Source organism: Pseudomonas sp. EL_65y_Pfl2_R95 (assembly GCF_963971045.1).
In the GTDB taxonomy this organism is placed as follows: Bacteria; Pseudomonadota; Gammaproteobacteria; order Pseudomonadales; family Pseudomonadaceae; genus Aquipseudomonas.
This window is the reverse complement of sequence record NZ_CAXAOV010000001.1, coordinates 1,165,648-1,183,753: the sequence shown is the minus strand read 5'-3', so window position 1 is coordinate 1,183,753 and position 18,106 is coordinate 1,165,648. Positions and strand designations below refer to the sequence as shown.

The window sequence follows — 18,106 nt, the reverse complement described above, 5'->3', positions numbered from 1 at the left end:
TCAATTTATTGGGAGAACCTGAATGTTTAAGAAAGCCCTGTTGATCGCTGCCCTGATGACCCCGGCATTGTTTGCCAATGCCCATGAGTTCGACCTTGGCAGTCTGCATATCGAGCACCCGTGGTCACGCGAAATGCCACCGGTTGCACCCACTGCCGCGGCTTATTTTGTTGTCGATAACAATGGCAAGGAAGCCGACCGGTTAATTGCCATTCATACCCCGGTTGCCGAAAAGGCAGAGATGCACGAACACGTACATGCTGGCGGCGTGATGAAAATGCAGCAAGTGCAGGCTGTCGATATTCCCGTGGGTGGCCAGGTTAAGTTCGAGCCCATGGGTTACCACGTGATGTTGTTCGGCTTGGAACAGCAGATGAAAGCGGGCGAGCACTTTCCAATGACCCTGACCTTTGAAAAGGCCGGTGATGTTGAAGTGCAGGTTAATGTGCAGAAGGATGCGCCTGCCGCAGGCGAAACGCACACGCACTGATTTCAAAGGCGATTGTTTCTGCAAAGGTGGACAACACGAGGCGTGTTACCCCGCGTTTTTGCAAGCAACTCGAATATTCGAGACTGCAAATGGTGGACGGCAAGTGCGCCGTCCACCTTACCGTCGGAGTATTAAGCTAAACGTGCATCGAGGCTGTTTTGCGCGAGGCGTTTGGCCTGGTCTTCGCTCATGCCGAGGCTGGCATGCAGGGCTGCAAAGTTCTCGGTGACATAGCCGCCGAAGTAGGCGGGGTCATCCGAGTTCACTGTCACCTTAACGCCGCGCTCCAGCATCTCGAGGATGTTGTGCTGGCGCATATCGTCAAATACGCAGAGTTTGGTGTTGGACAGTGGGCAGACGGTGAGCGGGATTTGCTCATCAATGATGCGCTGCATCAATCGCTCATCCTCGATCGCCCGCACGCCGTGGTCAATTCGTTCAATTTTCAGCAAGTCGAGCGCTTCCCAGATGTACTCTGGCGGACCTTCTTCGCCGGCGTGGGCTACGGTCAAATACCCATCACTGCGCGCCTTGTCGAATACCCGTTGGAATTTGCTGGGCGGGTGTCCCATTTCCGAACTGTCGAGGCCGACGGCGACAAAGGCATCGCGAAATGGCGCCGCTTGCTCAAGGGTCTTGAAAGCTTCTTCTTCAGACAGGTGACGCAGGAAGCTGAGAATCAAACCGTGGCTGATCCCCAGTTGTTTTTGCCCGTCATCCAGCGCCTGTTTGATCCCCCTGATGACCACTTCAAAAGGCACGCCGCGGTCGGTGTGGGTTTGGGGGTCGAAGAAGGGTTCGGTGTGAATCACATTCTGCGCCTTGCAGCGCTCAAGGTAGGCCCAGGTCAGGTCGTAGAAATCCTGCTCGGTGCGCAATACATCGGCACCGCGATAATACAGGTCGAGAAACTCCTGCAGATTGTTAAACGCATAGGCGGCGCGTAACGCTTCAACGTCATTCCACGGCAGCGCGATTTTATTGCGCTCAGCCAGCGCAAAGAGCAGCTCAGGCTCAAGAGAGCCCTCAAGGTGCAGGTGAAGTTCGGCTTTGGGCAGGGCGTTGAGCCAATCGTACATATTCAATTCTCGTCAGCTGTGTAGTCAGACCCTAGTTTAACCGCTCATTCAGCCTCGATTGCACTTTCGTAGGGTGCGACAACGCGAAGCTTGTCCACCACAAGGGTGTCAGGCCGAATATCCGCGTTGTAAATGGTGGACGAAAAAGCGTCGTCCACCGATTGCGCTCTGCGTAGGTTCGATAAGGCGAAGCTTATTCACTATTTATCGAGCGCTAAGCTTCTTCGGTACGGCGGTAGGCATAGGTGTCCGCGAAGCGTGAGAGCAGATATTCGGCACTGGTGGTGGCGGCATATTTGGCTGGATTATCCACATCAGAGCAGCCCGGCAGGCAGCTGATAACGGTATCAGGATGCGGCTCGGCAAAGAACGGCATCGAGTAGCGATCAACGCCCAGTGGGCTGATTACCCGGTGCGGTGTCGATTTATAGCGGTCGTTGCTCCAGCGCGCCATCATGTCGCCGATATTGACCACAAAGCTGCCTTCAATGGGCGGTGCGTCAATCCACTCGCCATTGACGTTTTGCACCTGCAAGCCGCCCGCATTATCTTGGTAGAGTAAGGTCACGCAGCCATAATCGGTATGCGCTCCAGCACCTTGCTGTTCGGCGCTGCTAGCAGTGTGGCGAGGAGGGTAGTGAATCATGCGAAACACACTGATTGGCTCTTCGAAACGCACATCGAAAAAGTCGCGCTCAATGCCAAGGGCGATAGTCATTGAACGCAGCAAGGTTTTTGCCAGTTCATGCATGTCGTTGTAGTGCTGCTCCATCAACTCACTCCAGCCACTTAGCTGTGGATGGCGATTGGGGCTGCGCAACGGTTTGCCCGCGATGACATCTGGATGATCCGCTGGCATGTTGAAACCCATGTCGAAGGTTTCTTTCAGATCGCTGGGTTTGCTCGGGTCCAGTTGCTCGGTGGCGATGGCCCCATATCCCCGGTGTTGCTGGGTCTGGGTGATATCGATTTTGAGCTTTTCAGCGTCGGGTTGGGCAAAGAAATTCTTCGCCGCATCCGCCAACTGGGCAATACGTTGAGCGCTGATTGGGTGGCCGGTGATATAGAAAAATCCCCACTCACGGCAGGCTTGATCAATCTGTTTGGCAACCTGATGCCAGGCGCTTTCATCAGTACTGTAGAGCGGGGCAATATCAATCAGGGGCAGTTGATTTGAGTTCATAGTCATCTCTGGGAATAGACTGCCAGCCGCCATGACTGGCTGGCAGTTTCAAACCGTGCCGTGGGTTACTTCGGCAGGTCAGCTTTGACGTTTTCGACGTAGTAGTTCATTGATGCCAGTTCAGCATTGGTGGCTACGACGCCATCGGCGATTTTGACGGCGCCGGTTTGGTCTTTGATTGGGCCGGTGAACGGATGGAACGCACCGCTCTTGATGCTGGCTTCAATCTTCTCAGCTTCAGCCTTCACGTCGGCTGGAACCAGGTTGCTGATTGGCAACTGGATGGTGCCGTCGTCCAATCCGCCCCAGTAATCCTGAGATTTCCAGGTGCCATCAATCACAGCCTGGGCCGACTTGATGTAGTGCGGGCCCCAGTTGTTGACGATTGAGGTGAGCACGGCATTCGGGCCAAAGTGCTGCATGTCAGAGGCATAACCTACTGCGTAAACGCCGCGACGTTCTGCGGTCTGAATCGGCGCTGGGCTGTCGGTGTGCTGGAACACTACGTCAACGCCTTGGTCGATCAGTGCGTTGGCTGCATCGGACTCTTTGCCCGGATCGAACCAGGAGTTGACCCACACCACTTTGATTTCGGTGCCCGGGTTGTACTTGTCCAGTGCCAGTTGAATCGAGTTGATGTCGCGGATCACTTCCGGAATTGGGAATGAGGCGATGTAGCCGATTTTCTTGGTCTTGGTCATCTTCGCCGCGAGGAAGCCACCGACATATCGGCCTTCATAGGAGCGCGCCAGATAGGTGCCGAGGTTCTTGGCCTGCTTGTAACCAGTGGCATGCTCAAAGGTTACTTTCGGGAACTGCTTGGCGACTTTCAACGTTGGGTTCATGTAACCAAACGACGTGGTGAAAATCAGGTCATAACCGCTTTTTGCCATGTTGCGAATCACACGCTCGGCATCGGCACCTTCAGGCACGTTTTCGACGAAGCTGGTTTCGACCTTGTCGCCCATCTTCTCGGCCATCATTTTACGGCCTTGCTCATGCTGATAGGTCCAGCCGTGGTCGCCGATAGGGCCGATATAGACGAAGCCGACCTTCAATGGGTCAGCCGCGGAGGCGCTCATGACAGCGCTAAAACCGAGGGCGGCGACGAGGGCTCGCAGCAGTGGCTTTTTACTCTTCTTCTGCATAGCGGGTAATGCTCCGTAGATGTTGGTGTTGGCGTGTTATTAGATGTCCTCAAGCCAATTGCAAAAAACTGACCAACTAGACAATTACCCGCGCTCAGGCCGCTTCTGCCCAGTAAAAACACAGAACCCTGCCGGAGCAGGGTTCTGTGTTGGTGCAGCTGCGCCGGAGAAAATCACCCGCGTGCTGCCAAGTGGTGCAAGGTTGTTATTAGCCGGCGATCAGCGCTTTGGCTGCCTGACGGTGATCGGCTATCAGCTGGGCAACATCAAGCCCTTCGATTTGCCCCTCGATCACTCGCCATTGTCCGCCAATCATCATCCGGTCTGCGCGGTCGGCGCCACACAGCAGCAAGGCCGAGATTGGATCGTGACTGCCAGAGAAGCGCAGCTCATCCAGCTTGAAGAAGGCTATGTCGGCTTGTTTGCCTACGGCCAACTCACCAATATCGCTACGCCCGAGCAGGCGCGCCGAGCCTTTACTGGCCCAGCCCAACGTCAGCTCTGGAGTGATTTTTTCAGCGCCATAGCGCAGACGCTGGATATACAGCGCCTGGCGCGCTTCGAGGATCATGTTTGAGGCATCATTGGACGCCGAGCCATCAACACCCAAGCCGATTGGCGCGCCTGCTGCTTCTAGGTCGAGGGTTGGGCAGATTCCGGATGCCAGACGCATATTGGAGCTCGGGCAGTGGCAAATACCGGTACCTGCTTGACCCAGACGCTCGATCTCATCCGGATTGAAGTGGATACCATGAGCCAGCCAGGTGCGTGAGCTGAGCCAGCCAACACTGTCGAGGTAATCAACGGTACGCAGACCAAAGCGCTGCAGGCAGAAGTCTTCTTCATCCAGCGTTTCAGCCAAATGGGTGTGCAAACGCACGTCCATTTTCTCGGCCAGATCTGCGCTTTCACGCATGATCTCCTGGGTCACCGAGAACGGTGAGCACGGTGCCAGGGCGATCTGAATTTGTGCGCCATCGCCACGCTCGTGGTATTCATTGATCAAGCGTTGGCTGTCTTCAAGAATCACCTGACCTTGTTGCACCGTTTGCTGCGGCGGCAGGCCGCCATCGGCTTCACCAAGGCTCATCGAACCACGGGTCAGCATGGCGCGCATGCCCAGCTCGCGTACGGCTTCGACTTGTACATCAATGGCGTTTTCCAGACCACCCGGGAACAGATAATGATGATCGGCTGCAGTGCTGCAACCAGACAACAACAACTCTGCCAATGCGACTTTGCTCGCCAGTGCGAGCTTTTCCGGGGTCAGTCGAGCCCATACGGGGTACAGGGTTTTCAGCCATGGAAATAACGGCTGATTGACCACTGGGCCCCAGGCGCGGGTCAGGGTTTGGTAAAAGTGATGGTGGGTGTTGATCAGCCCCGGCAGCACCACGTGTTCGCGGGCATCGAAGACCACATAACCGGCTTTCGCAGGCTGTTGGCCGGCACCGAGAATTTCGCTGATAACGCCGTGCTCGACAACAATTCCGCCCGAGGCATCAAGGCCGTTGGCAGTGAAGGTGGCGAGCGGGTTTTTGATCCAGATATGAGTATTAGGCACCTTGCAGGCCCTCTGAGTTGATTTCAGGTAGCCAGCTCAGTGTTAACCCTGTCTGCTGATCCAGGTGCGCCACACGAGTGTGCGGCAGGGGCTTAAGATACCCGTCAACGCGATCCTGATCAACAAAACCGCACGGGCATGCGCTGAGCGGCTGTCTTCATTACCAGGGGATTGTCTGGCCTTGGTAGTCCACAAAATGATGACCGCCTTTACCGGCAAAACGCTGAACCTGAGCGGCCAAGCCTGAGCAACTGGTGGCAACATCAATCTCGGCATTCGGCCCGCCCATCGCCGTTCTAACCCAGCCTGGATGCAGCGAAAGCACTGTGGGGCGAGGTTCAGGCAGTGAGCAGATAAAACTGTTGGTCAAAGAGTTAAGCGCTGCTTTGCTGGCTTTATACAAAGCCAAGTTGTTGCCTTCTGGATTTTTTACGCTGCCCAGTATCGAGCTCATAAACGCCAGCACGCCGCTGTTTGGGCGCAGCTGGCCGACCAGTGCCTCGGCTAATCGAATGGGCGCAGTGACATTAGTCATAAACAACTGAGCAAGCTCTTGATAGGTAGCTGCTGCGGCCGACTGATGCTCAGGGCCGAGTACGCCTGCGTTGACGAATATCAGGTCAAAAACTTGGTTTTTAATCTGCTGACCCAGTGCTGCCAACGACTCATTACTGTCGATATCAAGGGTTGCAATCTTTACCCCATTCACCGCTTTGAGTTCATCTGCCCGACTTGGCGTGCGCACTGTTGCGGTGACCTGCCACCCCAGTTGGCTGAACTGCTGCACCAGCCCAAGGCCCAAGCCACGGGATGCGCCGATGATTAGCGCGGTTTTCTGCTCGGCCATAAAATGCTCCTAAGTAAACAGGCAATACGTTGAATGTCGACAGTGTGCATGAATTTGCTCAAGTCGATATCAGGCAATAAAAAACGCCCCGAGTTCGGGGCGTTAATCTGTTGCGGATCAGGTTTCGCTGTGTAGCTTAAGGCTCAGAAATTTTGAACCAGAAACCGAAGGTGTCCAGGTTGCTCAGCATTTCTTTGAACTTAGCTGCGTCGCCGTCGATCTTCACGTCACCGCTTTCAGTCAGGTTACCCATTTTCAGGTTACCCAGAGCAATGTCGTCAAGAACGCTGCGGTTCAGTGTTACAGAACCATCAACTTTGTCGCCGACTTTGTCTTTGCTGTAGTTCAGCACGCCATTTTTCACGGTCAACAGATACTTTTCCTTGGTATCCGGGAAGGTGAGGTTATAGGCATAGCTCTTATCGCCAACCTTAGGTCCGTTGAGGTGGATGGCCAGGAAGTCGAGGAACATTTCAGTGGTCATGCCGCGAATGATGTCAGGCGAGCTGGTGTTCGGCGTCGCCATCTCTTTCACACCGTTGCGCAGCTCTTGAGCACCGCTAAGGTAGAAGTTACGGGCTGGACCGGACTCGGCCTGATAACCCATTTGTTCAAGCGCGTCTGCTTCAATATCACGTGCAGCCTGGTTCTTTGGATCAGCGAACACTAGCTTGTTTGAGACAGTTGCCGACCAGCGATAGTCGCCTTGAGCGTATGCATCTTTAGCCGTTGCCAGCATCTTGTCGGCGCCGACCATTTCAACGTACTTCTTGGCTTCTGCAACGGGCGGAAGTGGGTTGAAGTTCGCTGGGTTGCCGTCCCAGAAACCAAGGTACAGCTGATAAGTTGCACGTACGTTGTGCTTCAGATCGCCGTAGTAACCACGGTTGTAGAACTCTTTGGCCAAGCTGTCTGGCAGTACGAACTCTTCAGCGATTTCGTGCATAGTCATGCCTTGGTTAGCCATGCGCAGCGTTTGATCGTTGATGTACTTGTACAGGTCGCGTTGTTTTTCAAGATGCTCTACAACGTTATCCTGACCCCATTGTGGCCAGTGGTGGCTGCCGAAGGAAACTTCAGCCTTGTCGCCCCACATGTCGATGGTTTCACCCAGTGTGGTGGACCACTTTTGTGCGCTACGCACTTTCGCGCCACGCAGGGTAAGGATGTTGTGCAGGGTGTGGTTGGCGTCTTCGGCCAGATCCAGCGCCTTGAACTGCGGGAAGTAGAACAGCATCTCTGCTGGGGCTTCGGTGCCTGGCGCCATCTGGAATTCAACGTCGATACCATCGACGGTCAATTTTTCGCCAGTTTTGCTGATCAGCTTGTTCGGCTCGATCAGGGTGATGTCACCGGCAGCAGTGGTGATACCCAGACCGCCACCGACGTTGCCCTGTGGATTCTTAGGCAGCAGGTTGCCATACATGTACGAAGCGCGACGGCTCATGGCGGTGCCTGCGAATACGTTTTCGCTTACCGCTTCTTCCATAAAGCCTTCTGGCACGATCAATGGAACTTTGCCAGATTTAACATCAGCTTCGTTGACGACTGAACGCAAGCCTGCGAAGTGGTCAACATGGGAGTGAGTGATGATCACAGCCGAAACAGGCAGCTTCTCGACTTTGTCGTTAATCAGGTCCAGTGCCGCTTTGGCGGTTTCGTCCGAGGTCAGCGGGTCGATAACGATCCAGCCGGTCTTGCCGCGGATGAAGGTCATGTTTGCCAAGTCGATGTTACGCACCTGATAGATGCCATCAACCACTTTGAACAGGCCGCGAATTGCCAGAAGCTGGGATTGACGCCACAGGCTCGGATTCACGGTTGCCGGGGTGTCACCTTCCTTCTTGAGGAAGTCGTACTGGCCTAAGTCGATTACCGTGTTGCCTTCTTTGCCTTTGATTACCGGGCTAGGCAGGTCAGCGATGAAGCCGCGCTTGGCATCTTCGAAATCTTGTTTGTTGGTAAACGGCAAATAGTTGGCGATGGCGTCGTTAGCTTTCTTGGTCGCATCAGTTGCTTCATTCGGCGCGGCGAAGGCGCTGGTGGCAAAAACAGCGGTGGAAAGTACGGCGATGGATAACCGTTTTGATGCAAGTGCAAGCATGTTTACTACTCCTTGATAATCATTCTTCCAACAACCAATGGAAGTCCTGTTTGCTTTCTTTACGTCAGAATTTGCGAGTCCCGAGTTGCACTTAGGCTGTTGATTGTTTTTTTTGCTCTTATCCAGCCAATACGTCTATCGCGGGCCAACCACGGCAATAGTAAAGGCGGCCTAAGTAAATTTATCAATAAAGGTAGTCTAAAAAATTGGACTAAAATGTATCCAAAGTGACAATTTGCGAAAAAGGTCAAATGATGGAATTTTTAGCGGCAGCGCAGTCACTGCGAAGCAATGGCTGGCTCTCACATACACCGGTTGAATTTCAGGATGCAGTGCTGAGTCGAGCGACGCTTCATCATTATGTCGCGGGCGAAGTCATCTTGCGCCACGGCACACCGGGTAACGCCATTGTTGGGCTCGCCAGTGGCTGCCTGGCATGCCAATTACCACCACGGGTTGATGCTTCAAGTTTGGTCCACTTATTTACCCCGGGTGCCTGGACCGGCGAGTTGGCTTTTTTTTGTGGCGGGGTTCGCCGCGTTGACACCCTTGCTTACACAGAAAGCGTTTGCCTGCGTCTGAGTAAACCCAACCTGGATAAGATTGTTCAGGATGAACCGGGTTATTGGCAGTGGTGCAATTTACTCACGGCACTCACTTATGATGTAACTCTGATGACACTTGATGCACTCACAACGTTTGATGCCACAACTCGAATCGCTAAAACTTTAAAGCGCCTTGCGATCATTAGCGAAACAACTTTTCTGCCAAAAACCTCACAGGCTGATATCGGTGCGATGGCGGGCCTGTCGCGCAAAGGCGCTCATGACGCGTTAAAGCGACTTGAACTTATGGGCGTGGTGCGCTGCGGCTATGGAACTGTTGAGATTCTATGCCCAGATGCACTTGAGCAAGTGGCGCAGGGCGTTAAGTTGCCGGCTTAAAAAAGTTGGAATTTGCAGTGTTCAACAAGCCAAGGCAGACCCTCCTCGGTCTGCCGTTCAATAGCACGAATTAATGACCCGGCTGCCAAGGTTTACCCAATGATACCGGGGCAAACAGACGCGTTTTGATGGGGTCCCGCGACAGCAACACCAACACCACTATGGTCGCCACGTAGGGCAGCATGGCCAGCAAGTTCGACGGTATCGACAAACCAACGCCTTGGGCAACCAGGTGCAGGATGCTGGCCAAGCCAAACAAGTAAGCGCCCAGCAGTACACGGAACACGCGCCAGCTGGCAAACACCACCAGCGCCAGGGCAATCCAACCGCGCCCGGCGGTCATGTTCTCGGCCCACATCGGGGTGTAGGCGAGCGACAAATAAGCCCCGGCCAGCCCCGCCATGGCGCCACCGAACACCACGGCTAAGGTGCGCACGCGCAGGACCGGCAGGCCCATGGCGCTGGCAGCGTCCGGGTTTTCACCCACAGCCTGTACGATAAGGCCGACACGGGTTTTCAGCATGACCCAGGCGACCAAGGCAAATAAGGCGAATGACAGGTATATCAGTAAATCCTGAGCAAACAGCATGCGACCAATCAGCGGGATGTCGCTGAGAAAAGGAATAACCACCGGCTCAAAGCCTGTCAGTGGCTTGCCCACCCAGGCCGCGCCCACAAAGGTCGATAACCCCACGCCGAAGATGGTCAAGGCCAAGCCTGTGGCCACTTGATTGGCATTAAAGCCCAAGGCAACTGCTGCAAATAACAGCGACAGCAGCATCCCGGCGGCCATCGCCAGCAGCACGCCGAGCCACAGGTTGCCGGTGCTGAATGCGATGATGAAACCTATCACCGCGCCAAACAGCATCATGCCTTCCTGGCCAAGGTTGAGCACACCGCTTTTCTCGCAGACCATTTCACCCAGCGCAACCAGTAGCAACGGCGTGCCCGTGCGCACCATGGCGAAGAAAATATTGCTCAGTAAATCGATATCCATACAGCTTCCTCACATTCGACGCGACTGTTGTTAGGCCAAAGCATTTTGCGCGGCAGGGCGCTTGGTCCATTTCCACTTAAGGCGTGGCCGATACAAAATCAGCACGTCGCAGGCGAGTAGGAAAAACAGCATCATTCCCTGGAACAGCTGGGTAATGGCTTGCGGCAAATTCATCGCCATCTGCGCGGTTTCGCCGCCCAGATACAGCAGCGCCATCAACAGGCTGGCGAAAACGATACCCAGCGGGTTCAAGCGACCGAGAAAGGCCACGGTGATGGCGGCGTAGCCGTAACCGGGCGAGACCTGTGGCACCAGTTGGCCGATCGGCCCGGCGACTTCACCGACACCGGCAAGGCCTGCCAATGCACCGCTGACCAGCAGCGCGAACCAGACCAGGCGCTTTTCACGAAAGCCAACAAACCCGGCGGCGCGGCGATCAAGACCAAGCACTTTGATCTGAAAACCCAGAAAGCTCTTTTGCAGCAACACCCAGACGGCGACCAGCGCCAGCAAGGCGAAGTACAGGCCTGCATGAACCCGGCCATCCTCAGTGAGCAAGGGCAGGCGACTGAAATCACCAAACATCGCCGATTCAGGGAAGTTGTAGCCTTCAGGATCTTTCAGCGGACCATGGACGAAGTACAGCAGCAGGTTCAGGGCGATGTAGTTGAGCATGATGCTGGTGAGGATTTCGTTGGCATTGAATTGAGTGCGCAACCACGCTGTCAGCCCTGCCCAGGCCGCGCCCGCAGCAATGCCTGCGCTGATAACCAGGACCAAAGCCCAGCGGGTTTCCCAGTCAATGATATGGACTGCAACGGCGCTGCCCGCTAACGCGCCGAGTAGTAACTGACCTTCGGCGCCGATATTCCAGATGCGGGCGTGGTAAGCCACGGCCAGACCTAGGGCGCAGAGCAGAATCGGCAGGGCCTTGACCAATAATTCAGACACCCCATACCAGTCACTCAAGGGCGAAATGAGCAGGGTTTGCAAGGTCAGCAATGGGTCGAGACCGAGCATAACAAACAGCAGCGAGCCGCAGAGCAGGGTCAGCGCTGCCGCCAATACCGGTGACAACCAGAGCATGGCGCGTGATTGCTGGCCGCGAGGTTCAAGGGATAACAACATAAAAACTCCGTCAGCTCAGAACTGCATCAGTGTTGAATTGGCCTGCCATCCAGCGCCCGACCTCAACTGGGGTGGTCTCCAGGGTATTGGCCAGCGCCGACAGCTTGCCGCTGCTCAGGGCGCCAATGCGGTCGCATATCTGGAACAGCTCATCGAGGTCTTCGGAGATCACAAGGATGGCCGCACCTGCATCACGTAACGCAATCAACGCCCGGTGAATGGCCGTGGCAGCCCCCACGTCAACGCCCCAGGTTGGGTGCGCAGCAATGAGCAGCTTGGGGTTTTGCATGATCTCGCGACCGAGAATGAATTTCTGCAGATTGCCGCCAGACAAGCTGCGAGCGGCGGTTTCAGCGTCCGGGGTTTTCACTGCAAAGCGGCGGATAATCTCTTCGGCGAACGCCAGCACCGCATTGCGCTTGATCATGCCGCCACTGACCAGGCCTTGCTGGAAGGCTGTGAGTAGGGCGTTGTCGCTCAAACTCATGTCGGGTACAGCGCCGTGCCCCAAGCGTTCAGCCGGGACAAATGCCAAACCCAGTTTGCGCCGTGCATCGGGCATCAGGTGTGCAACGGGCAGACCGGCAAAGTTGATGCGCATCGCATCGCGCTTGTTTAAGGCTTGTTCGCCGCTGAGCAGGGCCAGAATTTCATCCTGACCATTACCCGCAACACCGGCAATGCCGACGATTTCGCCACTGCGCACCTCAAGGTGAATGTCGCGCAGGGAGGCACCGAATGGATCGGGGTTGTCCCAGCAAAGTTGATCCACTTGCAGAAAGTGTTCGCCGCCGCTGACCTTAGGATGGCGCGCCTCAAGGCCCTCGGTTTCGCCGACCATCAGCTTGGCCAAATCCAAATCTGAACATTGCGCCGGGATGCAGTGGCCGGACACTTTGCCGCCGCGTAACACCGTCGCGCTCTGGCACAGCGCGCGAACTTCACCGAGCTTGTGGCTTATAAACAGAATGCTGCAGCCTTCATCGGCTAGCCTGCGCAGGGTGACAAATAACTCGTCGGCTTCTTGCGGTGTCAGCACTGAAGTGGGTTCATCGAGAATCAACAGTTTGATGTCTTGCATCAGGCAACGGACGATCTCAACGCGCTGACGTTCACCAATCGACAAGCTATGCACCAGCCGTCCAGGCTCAAGCGCCATGCCATAACGCTTCGATACTTCGCGTATTTTCGGCTCAAGCTGTTTCGGCGTACCGGCTTGTCGGCCCATGGCCAATGCAATGTTCTCGGCAACAGTCAGGGTTTCGAACAGTGAGAAATGCTGAAACACCATGCCAATGCCGAGGTTGCGTGCCATCGAGGGGTCCCGCATTGTCAGCGTATCGCCATGCCAGCGTATCTCGCCTGCATCGGGCTGGGTGACGCCATAGATGATTTTCATCAAGGTACTTTTGCCAGCGCCATTTTCGCCTAGCAATGCATGGATCTCTCCGGCCTGAATGTTCAGATCAATCTGATCATTGGCCACGCAACCGGGATACCGCTTGGTGATGCCGCGCATTTGCAAGCGCGCAAGTGGGGGTGAACTCGACATGGGCAGTGACTCAAATAAACGACTGCCTCAGCTAAAGCAATAACTTAGCCAATCACCGTGAAAACTTGGCCGTTAGGTCAGAAAAGCCCTTGTCAGCGTCGCCGGCTATTGGGTTTTTTTCGCGAACCGGTTTTATTGCGCTGTTTCGGGGCGCTTTTGTGGGATTGAGGAGCAATGTCGGTGCGTCGCAGTGTTACTGCATGACTCGCACCCTATGGTTCGATGACGAAGGCGCCTTGAGTCTTGGCGAACTCGGTGCGCTGATCAATCTATGGCGCGATAAGTAATTCGCGGCCACGGGTGAGATCGGCCAGCAGTTGGGTGAATGCGTTGAATCGTTCAGGGGGAATCGCTAGATTCAACTCGACACCTTGGGCGGTAAATTCTTCATGATCGATCAGTACATCAAACTCGCCTAGACGGGCTTTTAGGCGGGGCAGCTCGGCAAAATAACAATGACAGACACAGTGCACGCGTTCGACCAGCAGCAGGCGTTCTCCTGCTTGCAAGCACTTATTGGCGCCGCCGCCATAGGCGCGGGATAAACCACCAGTGCCCAGTTGAATACCGCCATACCAGCGGATAACCAGCACAACGACTTGATCGAACCCTTGGCCTTCAATGGCTGCCAGAATCGGCCGGCCAGCGGTGCCGCCGGGTTCGCCATCGTCATTGAAGCGGTATTGCTGGCCCACTTTCCAAGCCCAGCAGTTGTGGCTGGCGTTGGGATCACTGAACTGATCAATAAAGGCCTGAGCGGCTACCGGATTGTCCACATGATCGGCCAGGGTGATAAAGCGACTCTTGCGAATTTCTTCTTGGTACTCACATGGGCTGTCGAGGGTGTAAGCCATCAGAGTTTCGGCGGTGTCAGCCCGCAACCCTTGAGAATAATATGGATCAGGTTGTTGGTTGCCTCTTCGAAGTCTTGCTTGGTTAGCCGTGAACGCCCGCTTACCCGGCAAATCTGTGCGGCAAAGTCGGCGTAATGTTGAGTGCTGCTCCACAGCAGGAAAATCAGGTGGGTGGAGTCAACCTGATCAATCTTGCCTGCCGCAATCCAGCCATCAAACACCGCGGCACGGCCGCGAAACCAGTTGAGGTAGTCTTCATTGAAGTATTCGTTGAGGCATTCACCACCGCTGATCACTTCAATTGCAAAAATACGGGAAGCCTTGGGTTGGCGACGCGAGAACTCCATCTTCGCCCGAATATATCGGGTTAACGCTTCGGCGGGGTCATCGTCCACTGTCAGGTTATTGAAGGTGCTGTCCCAGAGCTCGATGATGTTGCTCAGTACCGCAAGGTAAAGCCCGAGTTTATTGGTGAAGTAGTAATGCAGGTTGGCTTTGGGCAGGCCCACGTTCTGCGCAATGGTATTCATGCTGGTGCCTTTGAAACCATGGCGAGCAAACTCTTCTTCCGCCGCGAGCAGAATCGCTTCTTCATTTTTCTGACGGATGCGCCCTGCAGGTTTACCGCTGTTGTTGGCGTGATGCGCTGGCACTTCAAGGGTCATGGGCAGTTCCGGATTATTCTGTGAGCTGGGCCAATGAACAGATACCCCAGTGGCGCTTGGGTGACAAGCGCGGTGGCAAAAAAAAATGTAGCCAATTCATCTGCTCTGTAATTGTGCACGGCTCTGGTGCGTATTTTTCCGGCAATGCGCAAACTTGATGCCGGGCGCTGCCTGAGTTTTTCCAGTCTAGTTTATGCAAGTGCTCTGCAACGGTGTTTTGTTGATCTTGGCACAGCCTCTGCAAGACCTTCAGTGAGTAGAAGCGGTCAGTGTCGGCAACGACGCGGGACATTGCTCTTGTAACCACCCCGGTTACACACCCGGTATTTGGGTGCTTGATTCTGGCTTTAGCGCCGAGAACGAGAGAGATGTCAGCCATGCACTACTTGCCACTGCCTCGCCCTCTGTCTCTGTGCAATTCCAGCCATTGGGCTTTGTTGCGCGCCCAGTTCCAATCAGCCCCGACCGGTTTCCCTCGCCGCCAGACTCCTACCGAGTTTGGCGCGGCTTTCTATGTGTCTTCCCCTTGGGAGAGTTTCGCCATGAAATCACGCAGTGCTTTGGGTTCCACCGCTTCTATACTCCGCCGCCTGCTGCCAGTAGCGCTGCTCAGCGCCAGCGTTGCAGCGCCTCTGGCTCACGCCAACGACAAAATCGTCTTGCTCACATCTTGGTATGCCCAAGCCGAGCATGGTGGCTTTTATCAGGCTGTGGCCAAAGGCATCTACGCCGAGAAGGGTCTCGATGTGACGATCAAGATGGGCGGGCCACAGGTCAACGGCATGCAGTTGCTGCTCAACAAACAAGCCGATGTCATCGTCAACTACGACCTGCAAGTGCTCAAGAGTGTCGAGCAAGGCATGCCCGTAGTTGCCATTGGTGCGCCATTTCAGGGCGATCCGCAGGGCATGCTGACCCATGACGATGTTACCGGGCTTGATGGCCTCAAAGATAAAACCATACTGGTCTCAACCTCTGGGCAAACGACGTGGTGGCCTTGGCTGAAGAGCCGATACGGATTGAGTGACGCACAGGCGCGGCCTTACACCTTCAACCTGCAACCGTTCTTCAACAACACCAATGCCGTGCAGCAGGCCTACGCCAGCTCTGAGTTGTTTCAGGCCACCAAAGCGGGGAAAAACCCAAAATTCTTCCTGTTTGCGGATGCCGGTTACCCGCCTTACGGCTCAACCTTGGTCACCCGGGAAGATGTGATTGCTCAGCGTCCTGAAGTGCTTAAGCGTTTTGTTGCGGCCACCATGCAGGGCTGGAAAAGCTACTTGGCAGACCCTGCCCCGGGCAATGCGCTGATCAAAAAAGACAACCCGAGCATGGACGACGAACTGCTCGCTTGGGGCGTCAGCCAACTCAAAGCGTTGAAGCTGGTTGATGGCGGTGATGCAGCCACCCAGGGTATCGGTGTGATGACCGATGCGCGTTGGCAGGCCACCCGCGATTTTATGGTTAACAGCGGTTTGCTCAAAGCCGACACCAACTGGAAAAAGGCTTACAGCACTGAGTTCGTGCGCGACTTGAACGTGATGCCGCAAGCCAACCAGACAGCCACACGCTGATCCCCCTGTTTGCGCGCTGCCAGCACCGTATTGGCCGCGTGTAGAACCGCGTTAGAGGAATTTTTTATGCTAGTCACTCAACAACCTGTACTGCGTCGCTTCTGGTATGCGTTGATGCCTGTCAGCCAATTGGCAGAAGGCCCACAACCATTCACTTTGCTGAGTGAGCGTCTGGTTATATTTATGGGCAAGCAAGGCCCGGTGGCGCTGGCAGATCGCTGTTGCCACCGCACCGCACAGTTGTCCAAAGGCTGGGTCGAGGATGGCGTGATTGTGTGCGGCTACCACGGCTGGCGCTACGACCAAAGCGGCGCCTGTGTGTGCATTCCGCAACAGGCAGAAGGCGCGCCGATTCCCGCTGGCGCACGCACTGATGCCTATCATTGCACTGAAAAATATGGCTACGTCTGGGTCTGCCTGGGCGAGCCGTTGCAAGATATTCCTGTGTTTGAAGAAGACGGCGCCCCTGCATATCGACGCATTTTTCAGTTTTATGAAGAGTGGCAAACCAGTCCGCTGCGCTTTATGGAAAACAGCTTCGATAACTCGCACTTCTCCTTCGTGCACAAAGCCAACTTTGGCATGATCAACCAACCGCAACCGTCGAAGTACAACCTCGAACAGAACGAGTGGGGCTTCGAGGCTGAAACCATTGTGCCGATCAACAATCCACCGGCTGGTTATCGGGTAACCGGTACTGATACGCCGACCACCACGCGGCATCTGTTCAACCGCTGGCACTTACCCTTTGTAAGGCGCTTCGGCTGCACCTATCCCGACAGTGGTATCCACCACATCATTTATAACTGCGCGACGCCGATTGATGACAAGCGCATTCAACTGGTGCAGTGGCTGTATCGCAACGACACTGAAGAGGCGATCAGCACTGAAGAACTGATCGCCTGGGATGCACCTATCACCCGTGAAGACCAGGAGATACTGGAAGCGACCGACTACGATGCCTGCGTTGATACGCGCCGCCGTGTGGAGTTCCACATGGAGTCCGATCGCCCAGGGCTGATCATGCGCAAAATGCTCTTCGACTTGCTGCAAAAGCATGGTGAAGAGGAGCAATTCCGCCCAGCCGGTATGCCGTTATGAACGCCGTTTTGAATGCAGCAACTCTGCCGCAGAACGGCCCGCAAACGACTGTCCATGACGTGCCGGTGTTGCTGGCCAATGGCGTCGAGAAAACCTATGGCAACGGCACGCATGCGCTGCAGCGACTGAAGCTGGAGGTTGGTCGCGGTGAGTTCGTTTCGCTGCTGGGGCCGTCTGGTTGCGGCAAGAGCACCTTGCTAAAAATGTTCGCCGGGCTTGAAGAGCCCTCCGCCGGGCATGTGCGCTGGTGGGGCAAGGGCCAGATCAACCATGCAGCCGCTGAGCAAAAGCTGGCCATGGTGTTTCAAGAAGCCACGCTGATGCCTTGGGCGAAAGTCGCCGATAACGTGCGCCTGCCGCTGGATTTGGCCGGTGTACCTCGTGCGCAGAGCCAGGCGCGCGTCAATGATGCGTTGCAGATGGTGGGGTTGGGCCAGTTTGGACATGTTTACCCCCGTGAGCTTTCTGGTGGCATGCAGATGCGTGCCTCGATTGCTCGCGCGTTGGCCACTGAACCTAACTTGCTGTTGATGGATGAGCCTTTTGGCGCTCTGGATGAGTTCACTCGTAATCGCCTGGACAGCGATTTGCGTCAGCTTTGGGCGGCGCGCGACCTGACCGTCGTATTTGTCACCCACAGTATATACGAGGCTGTGTACCTATCGTCGCGGGTGGTGGTGATGGGCGCGCGCCCCGGTCGGGTGATTGCCGATGTGATGATTCAGGGGCCGGAGCAGCGCGATGAGGCCTATCGCACCTCCGCGGAATTTATTCAGCAATGCGCGCAACTCTCGGCATTGCTGGCCGAAGCGAACGTGGAGGGCGGCCATTGAACATTCAATTATGTGAGGCTTTCAAACGCGATTTGATGGGCAG

General features: G+C 55.3%; 16 protein-coding genes. 5 read left to right on the top strand and 11 right to left on the bottom strand.

The features are described from left to right. Window positions 1–22: 22 nt before the first annotated feature. Window positions 23–490: a copper chaperone PCu(A)C gene (locus tag AACY09_RS05625; RefSeq protein ID WP_339486552.1), complete on the top strand. Its 468-nt coding sequence runs from the start codon at window positions 23–25 to the stop codon at window positions 488–490. 131 nt (window positions 491–621) lie between these two features. Here the strand turns inward: AACY09_RS05625 and AACY09_RS05620 are convergent, their stop codons facing one another. The 6 genes from AACY09_RS05620 to AACY09_RS05595 form a co-directional block, all read right to left on the bottom strand. Then, the gene (locus AACY09_RS05620) at window positions 622–1,569 is read right to left on the bottom strand and encodes an adenosine deaminase (protein WP_339486551.1); all 948 of its coding nucleotides are present in this window, start codon (window positions 1,567–1,569) and stop codon (window positions 622–624) included. A 214-nt stretch (window positions 1,570–1,783) separates the two neighbouring features. After that, complete coding sequence (locus AACY09_RS05615; RefSeq protein ID WP_339486550.1) at window positions 1,784–2,752, bottom strand: 2-oxoglutarate and iron-dependent oxygenase domain-containing protein; 969 nt, start codon at window positions 2,750–2,752, stop codon at window positions 1,784–1,786. A gap of 65 nt (window positions 2,753–2,817) precedes the next feature. After that, the gene (locus AACY09_RS05610) at window positions 2,818–3,900 is read right to left on the bottom strand and encodes a BMP family ABC transporter substrate-binding protein (protein ID WP_339486549.1); all 1,083 of its coding nucleotides are present in this window, start codon (window positions 3,898–3,900) and stop codon (window positions 2,818–2,820) included. 208 nt (window positions 3,901–4,108) lie between these two features. After that, a complete protein-coding gene (locus tag AACY09_RS05605) occupies window positions 4,109–5,464 on the bottom strand; it encodes an 8-oxoguanine deaminase (RefSeq protein WP_339486548.1) in 1,356 nt (451 codons plus the stop codon). Window positions 5,465–5,624: 160 nt separating this feature from the next. Next, a complete protein-coding gene (locus AACY09_RS05600) occupies window positions 5,625–6,311 on the bottom strand; it encodes an SDR family oxidoreductase (protein ID WP_339486546.1) in 687 nt (228 codons plus the stop codon). A 136-nt stretch (window positions 6,312–6,447) separates the two neighbouring features. Next, complete coding sequence (locus AACY09_RS05595; RefSeq protein ID WP_339486544.1) at window positions 6,448–8,415, bottom strand: alkyl/aryl-sulfatase; 1,968 nt, start codon at window positions 8,413–8,415, stop codon at window positions 6,448–6,450. Window positions 8,416–8,669: 254 nt separating this feature from the next. Here AACY09_RS05595 and AACY09_RS05590 point away from each other — a divergent pair, with 254 nt between their 5' ends. Next, on the top strand, window positions 8,670–9,359 hold the full coding sequence (locus tag AACY09_RS05590) for a Crp/Fnr family transcriptional regulator (RefSeq protein ID WP_339486543.1): 690 nt from the start codon (window positions 8,670–8,672) through the stop codon (window positions 9,357–9,359). A gap of 70 nt (window positions 9,360–9,429) precedes the next feature. On the opposite strand, the gene AACY09_RS05585 is transcribed toward AACY09_RS05590, so the two are convergent. From AACY09_RS05585 to AACY09_RS05565, 5 genes are all read right to left on the bottom strand, one after another. Next, a complete protein-coding gene (locus AACY09_RS05585) occupies window positions 9,430–10,356 on the bottom strand; it encodes an ABC transporter permease (RefSeq protein ID WP_339486542.1) in 927 nt (308 codons plus the stop codon). 30 nt (window positions 10,357–10,386) lie between these two features. Continuing rightward, a complete protein-coding gene (locus AACY09_RS05580) occupies window positions 10,387–11,484 on the bottom strand; it encodes an ABC transporter permease (RefSeq protein WP_339486540.1) in 1,098 nt (365 codons plus the stop codon). 10 nt (window positions 11,485–11,494) lie between these two features. After that, a complete protein-coding gene (locus AACY09_RS05575) occupies window positions 11,495–13,036 on the bottom strand; it encodes an ABC transporter ATP-binding protein (protein WP_339486538.1) in 1,542 nt (513 codons plus the stop codon). Between the two features lie 269 nt (window positions 13,037–13,305). Next, window positions 13,306–13,890 (bottom strand): IMPACT family protein, encoded by a 585-nt coding sequence (locus AACY09_RS05570; RefSeq protein ID WP_339486537.1) that lies wholly within the window; start codon window positions 13,888–13,890, stop codon window positions 13,306–13,308. Then, the gene (locus tag AACY09_RS05565; RefSeq protein ID WP_339486536.1) at window positions 13,890–14,555 is read right to left on the bottom strand and encodes a TetR/AcrR family transcriptional regulator; all 666 of its coding nucleotides are present in this window, start codon (window positions 14,553–14,555) and stop codon (window positions 13,890–13,892) included. The genes AACY09_RS05570 and AACY09_RS05565 overlap by 1 nt, the downstream gene beginning before the upstream one ends. Window positions 14,556–15,097: 542 nt before the next feature. Here AACY09_RS05565 and AACY09_RS05560 point away from each other — a divergent pair. The 3 genes from AACY09_RS05560 (at window position 15,098) to AACY09_RS05550 (ending at window position 18,063) form a co-directional block, all read left to right on the top strand. Continuing rightward, window positions 15,098–16,129, top strand: a complete 1,032-nt coding sequence (locus AACY09_RS05560) for an ABC transporter substrate-binding protein (protein ID WP_339486535.1) — start codon at window positions 15,098–15,100, stop codon at window positions 16,127–16,129. Window positions 16,130–16,195: 66 nt separating this feature from the next. After that, entirely contained in the window at window positions 16,196–17,230 is a 1,035-nt protein-coding gene (locus AACY09_RS05555; protein WP_339486534.1) for an aromatic ring-hydroxylating dioxygenase subunit alpha, read from the top strand. Next, complete coding sequence (locus AACY09_RS05550; protein WP_339486533.1) at window positions 17,227–18,063, top strand: ABC transporter ATP-binding protein; 837 nt, start codon at window positions 17,227–17,229, stop codon at window positions 18,061–18,063. The genes AACY09_RS05555 and AACY09_RS05550 overlap by 4 nt, the downstream gene beginning before the upstream one ends. Window positions 18,064–18,106: the final 43 nt, after the last annotated feature.

Bases quoted from the DNA above. Each gene is read 5' to 3' on its own strand.
- AACY09_RS05590 (WP_339486543.1), top strand. From the start codon at position 8,670: ATGGAATTTTTAGCGGCAGCGCAGTCACTGCGAAGCAATGGCTGGCTC.
- AACY09_RS05600 (WP_339486546.1), bottom strand. From the start codon at position 6,311: ATGGCCGAGCAGAAAACCGCGCTAATCATCGGCGCATCCCGTGGCTTG.
- AACY09_RS05595 (WP_339486544.1), bottom strand. From the start codon at position 8,415: ATGCTTGCACTTGCATCAAAACGGTTATCCATCGCCGTACTTTCCACC.
- AACY09_RS05550 (WP_339486533.1), top strand. From the start codon at position 17,227: ATGAACGCCGTTTTGAATGCAGCAACTCTGCCGCAGAACGGCCCGCAA.
- AACY09_RS05575 (WP_339486538.1), bottom strand. From the start codon at position 13,036: ATGTCGAGTTCACCCCCACTTGCGCGCTTGCAAATGCGCGGCATCACC.
- AACY09_RS05565 (WP_339486536.1), bottom strand. From the start codon at position 14,555: ATGACCCTTGAAGTGCCAGCGCATCACGCCAACAACAGCGGTAAACCT.
- AACY09_RS05555 (WP_339486534.1), top strand. From the start codon at position 16,196: ATGCTAGTCACTCAACAACCTGTACTGCGTCGCTTCTGGTATGCGTTG.
- AACY09_RS05585 (WP_339486542.1), bottom strand. From the start codon at position 10,356: ATGGATATCGATTTACTGAGCAATATTTTCTTCGCCATGGTGCGCACG.
- AACY09_RS05570 (WP_339486537.1), bottom strand. From the start codon at position 13,890: ATGGCTTACACCCTCGACAGCCCATGTGAGTACCAAGAAGAAATTCGC.
- AACY09_RS05580 (WP_339486540.1), bottom strand. From the start codon at position 11,484: ATGTTGTTATCCCTTGAACCTCGCGGCCAGCAATCACGCGCCATGCTC.
- AACY09_RS05615 (WP_339486550.1), bottom strand. From the start codon at position 2,752: ATGAACTCAAATCAACTGCCCCTGATTGATATTGCCCCGCTCTACAGT.
- AACY09_RS05620 (WP_339486551.1), bottom strand. From the start codon at position 1,569: ATGTACGATTGGCTCAACGCCCTGCCCAAAGCCGAACTTCACCTGCAC.
- AACY09_RS05625 (WP_339486552.1), top strand. From the start codon at position 23: ATGTTTAAGAAAGCCCTGTTGATCGCTGCCCTGATGACCCCGGCATTG.
- AACY09_RS05610 (WP_339486549.1), bottom strand. From the start codon at position 3,900: ATGCAGAAGAAGAGTAAAAAGCCACTGCTGCGAGCCCTCGTCGCCGCC.
- AACY09_RS05560 (WP_339486535.1), top strand. From the start codon at position 15,098: ATGAAATCACGCAGTGCTTTGGGTTCCACCGCTTCTATACTCCGCCGC.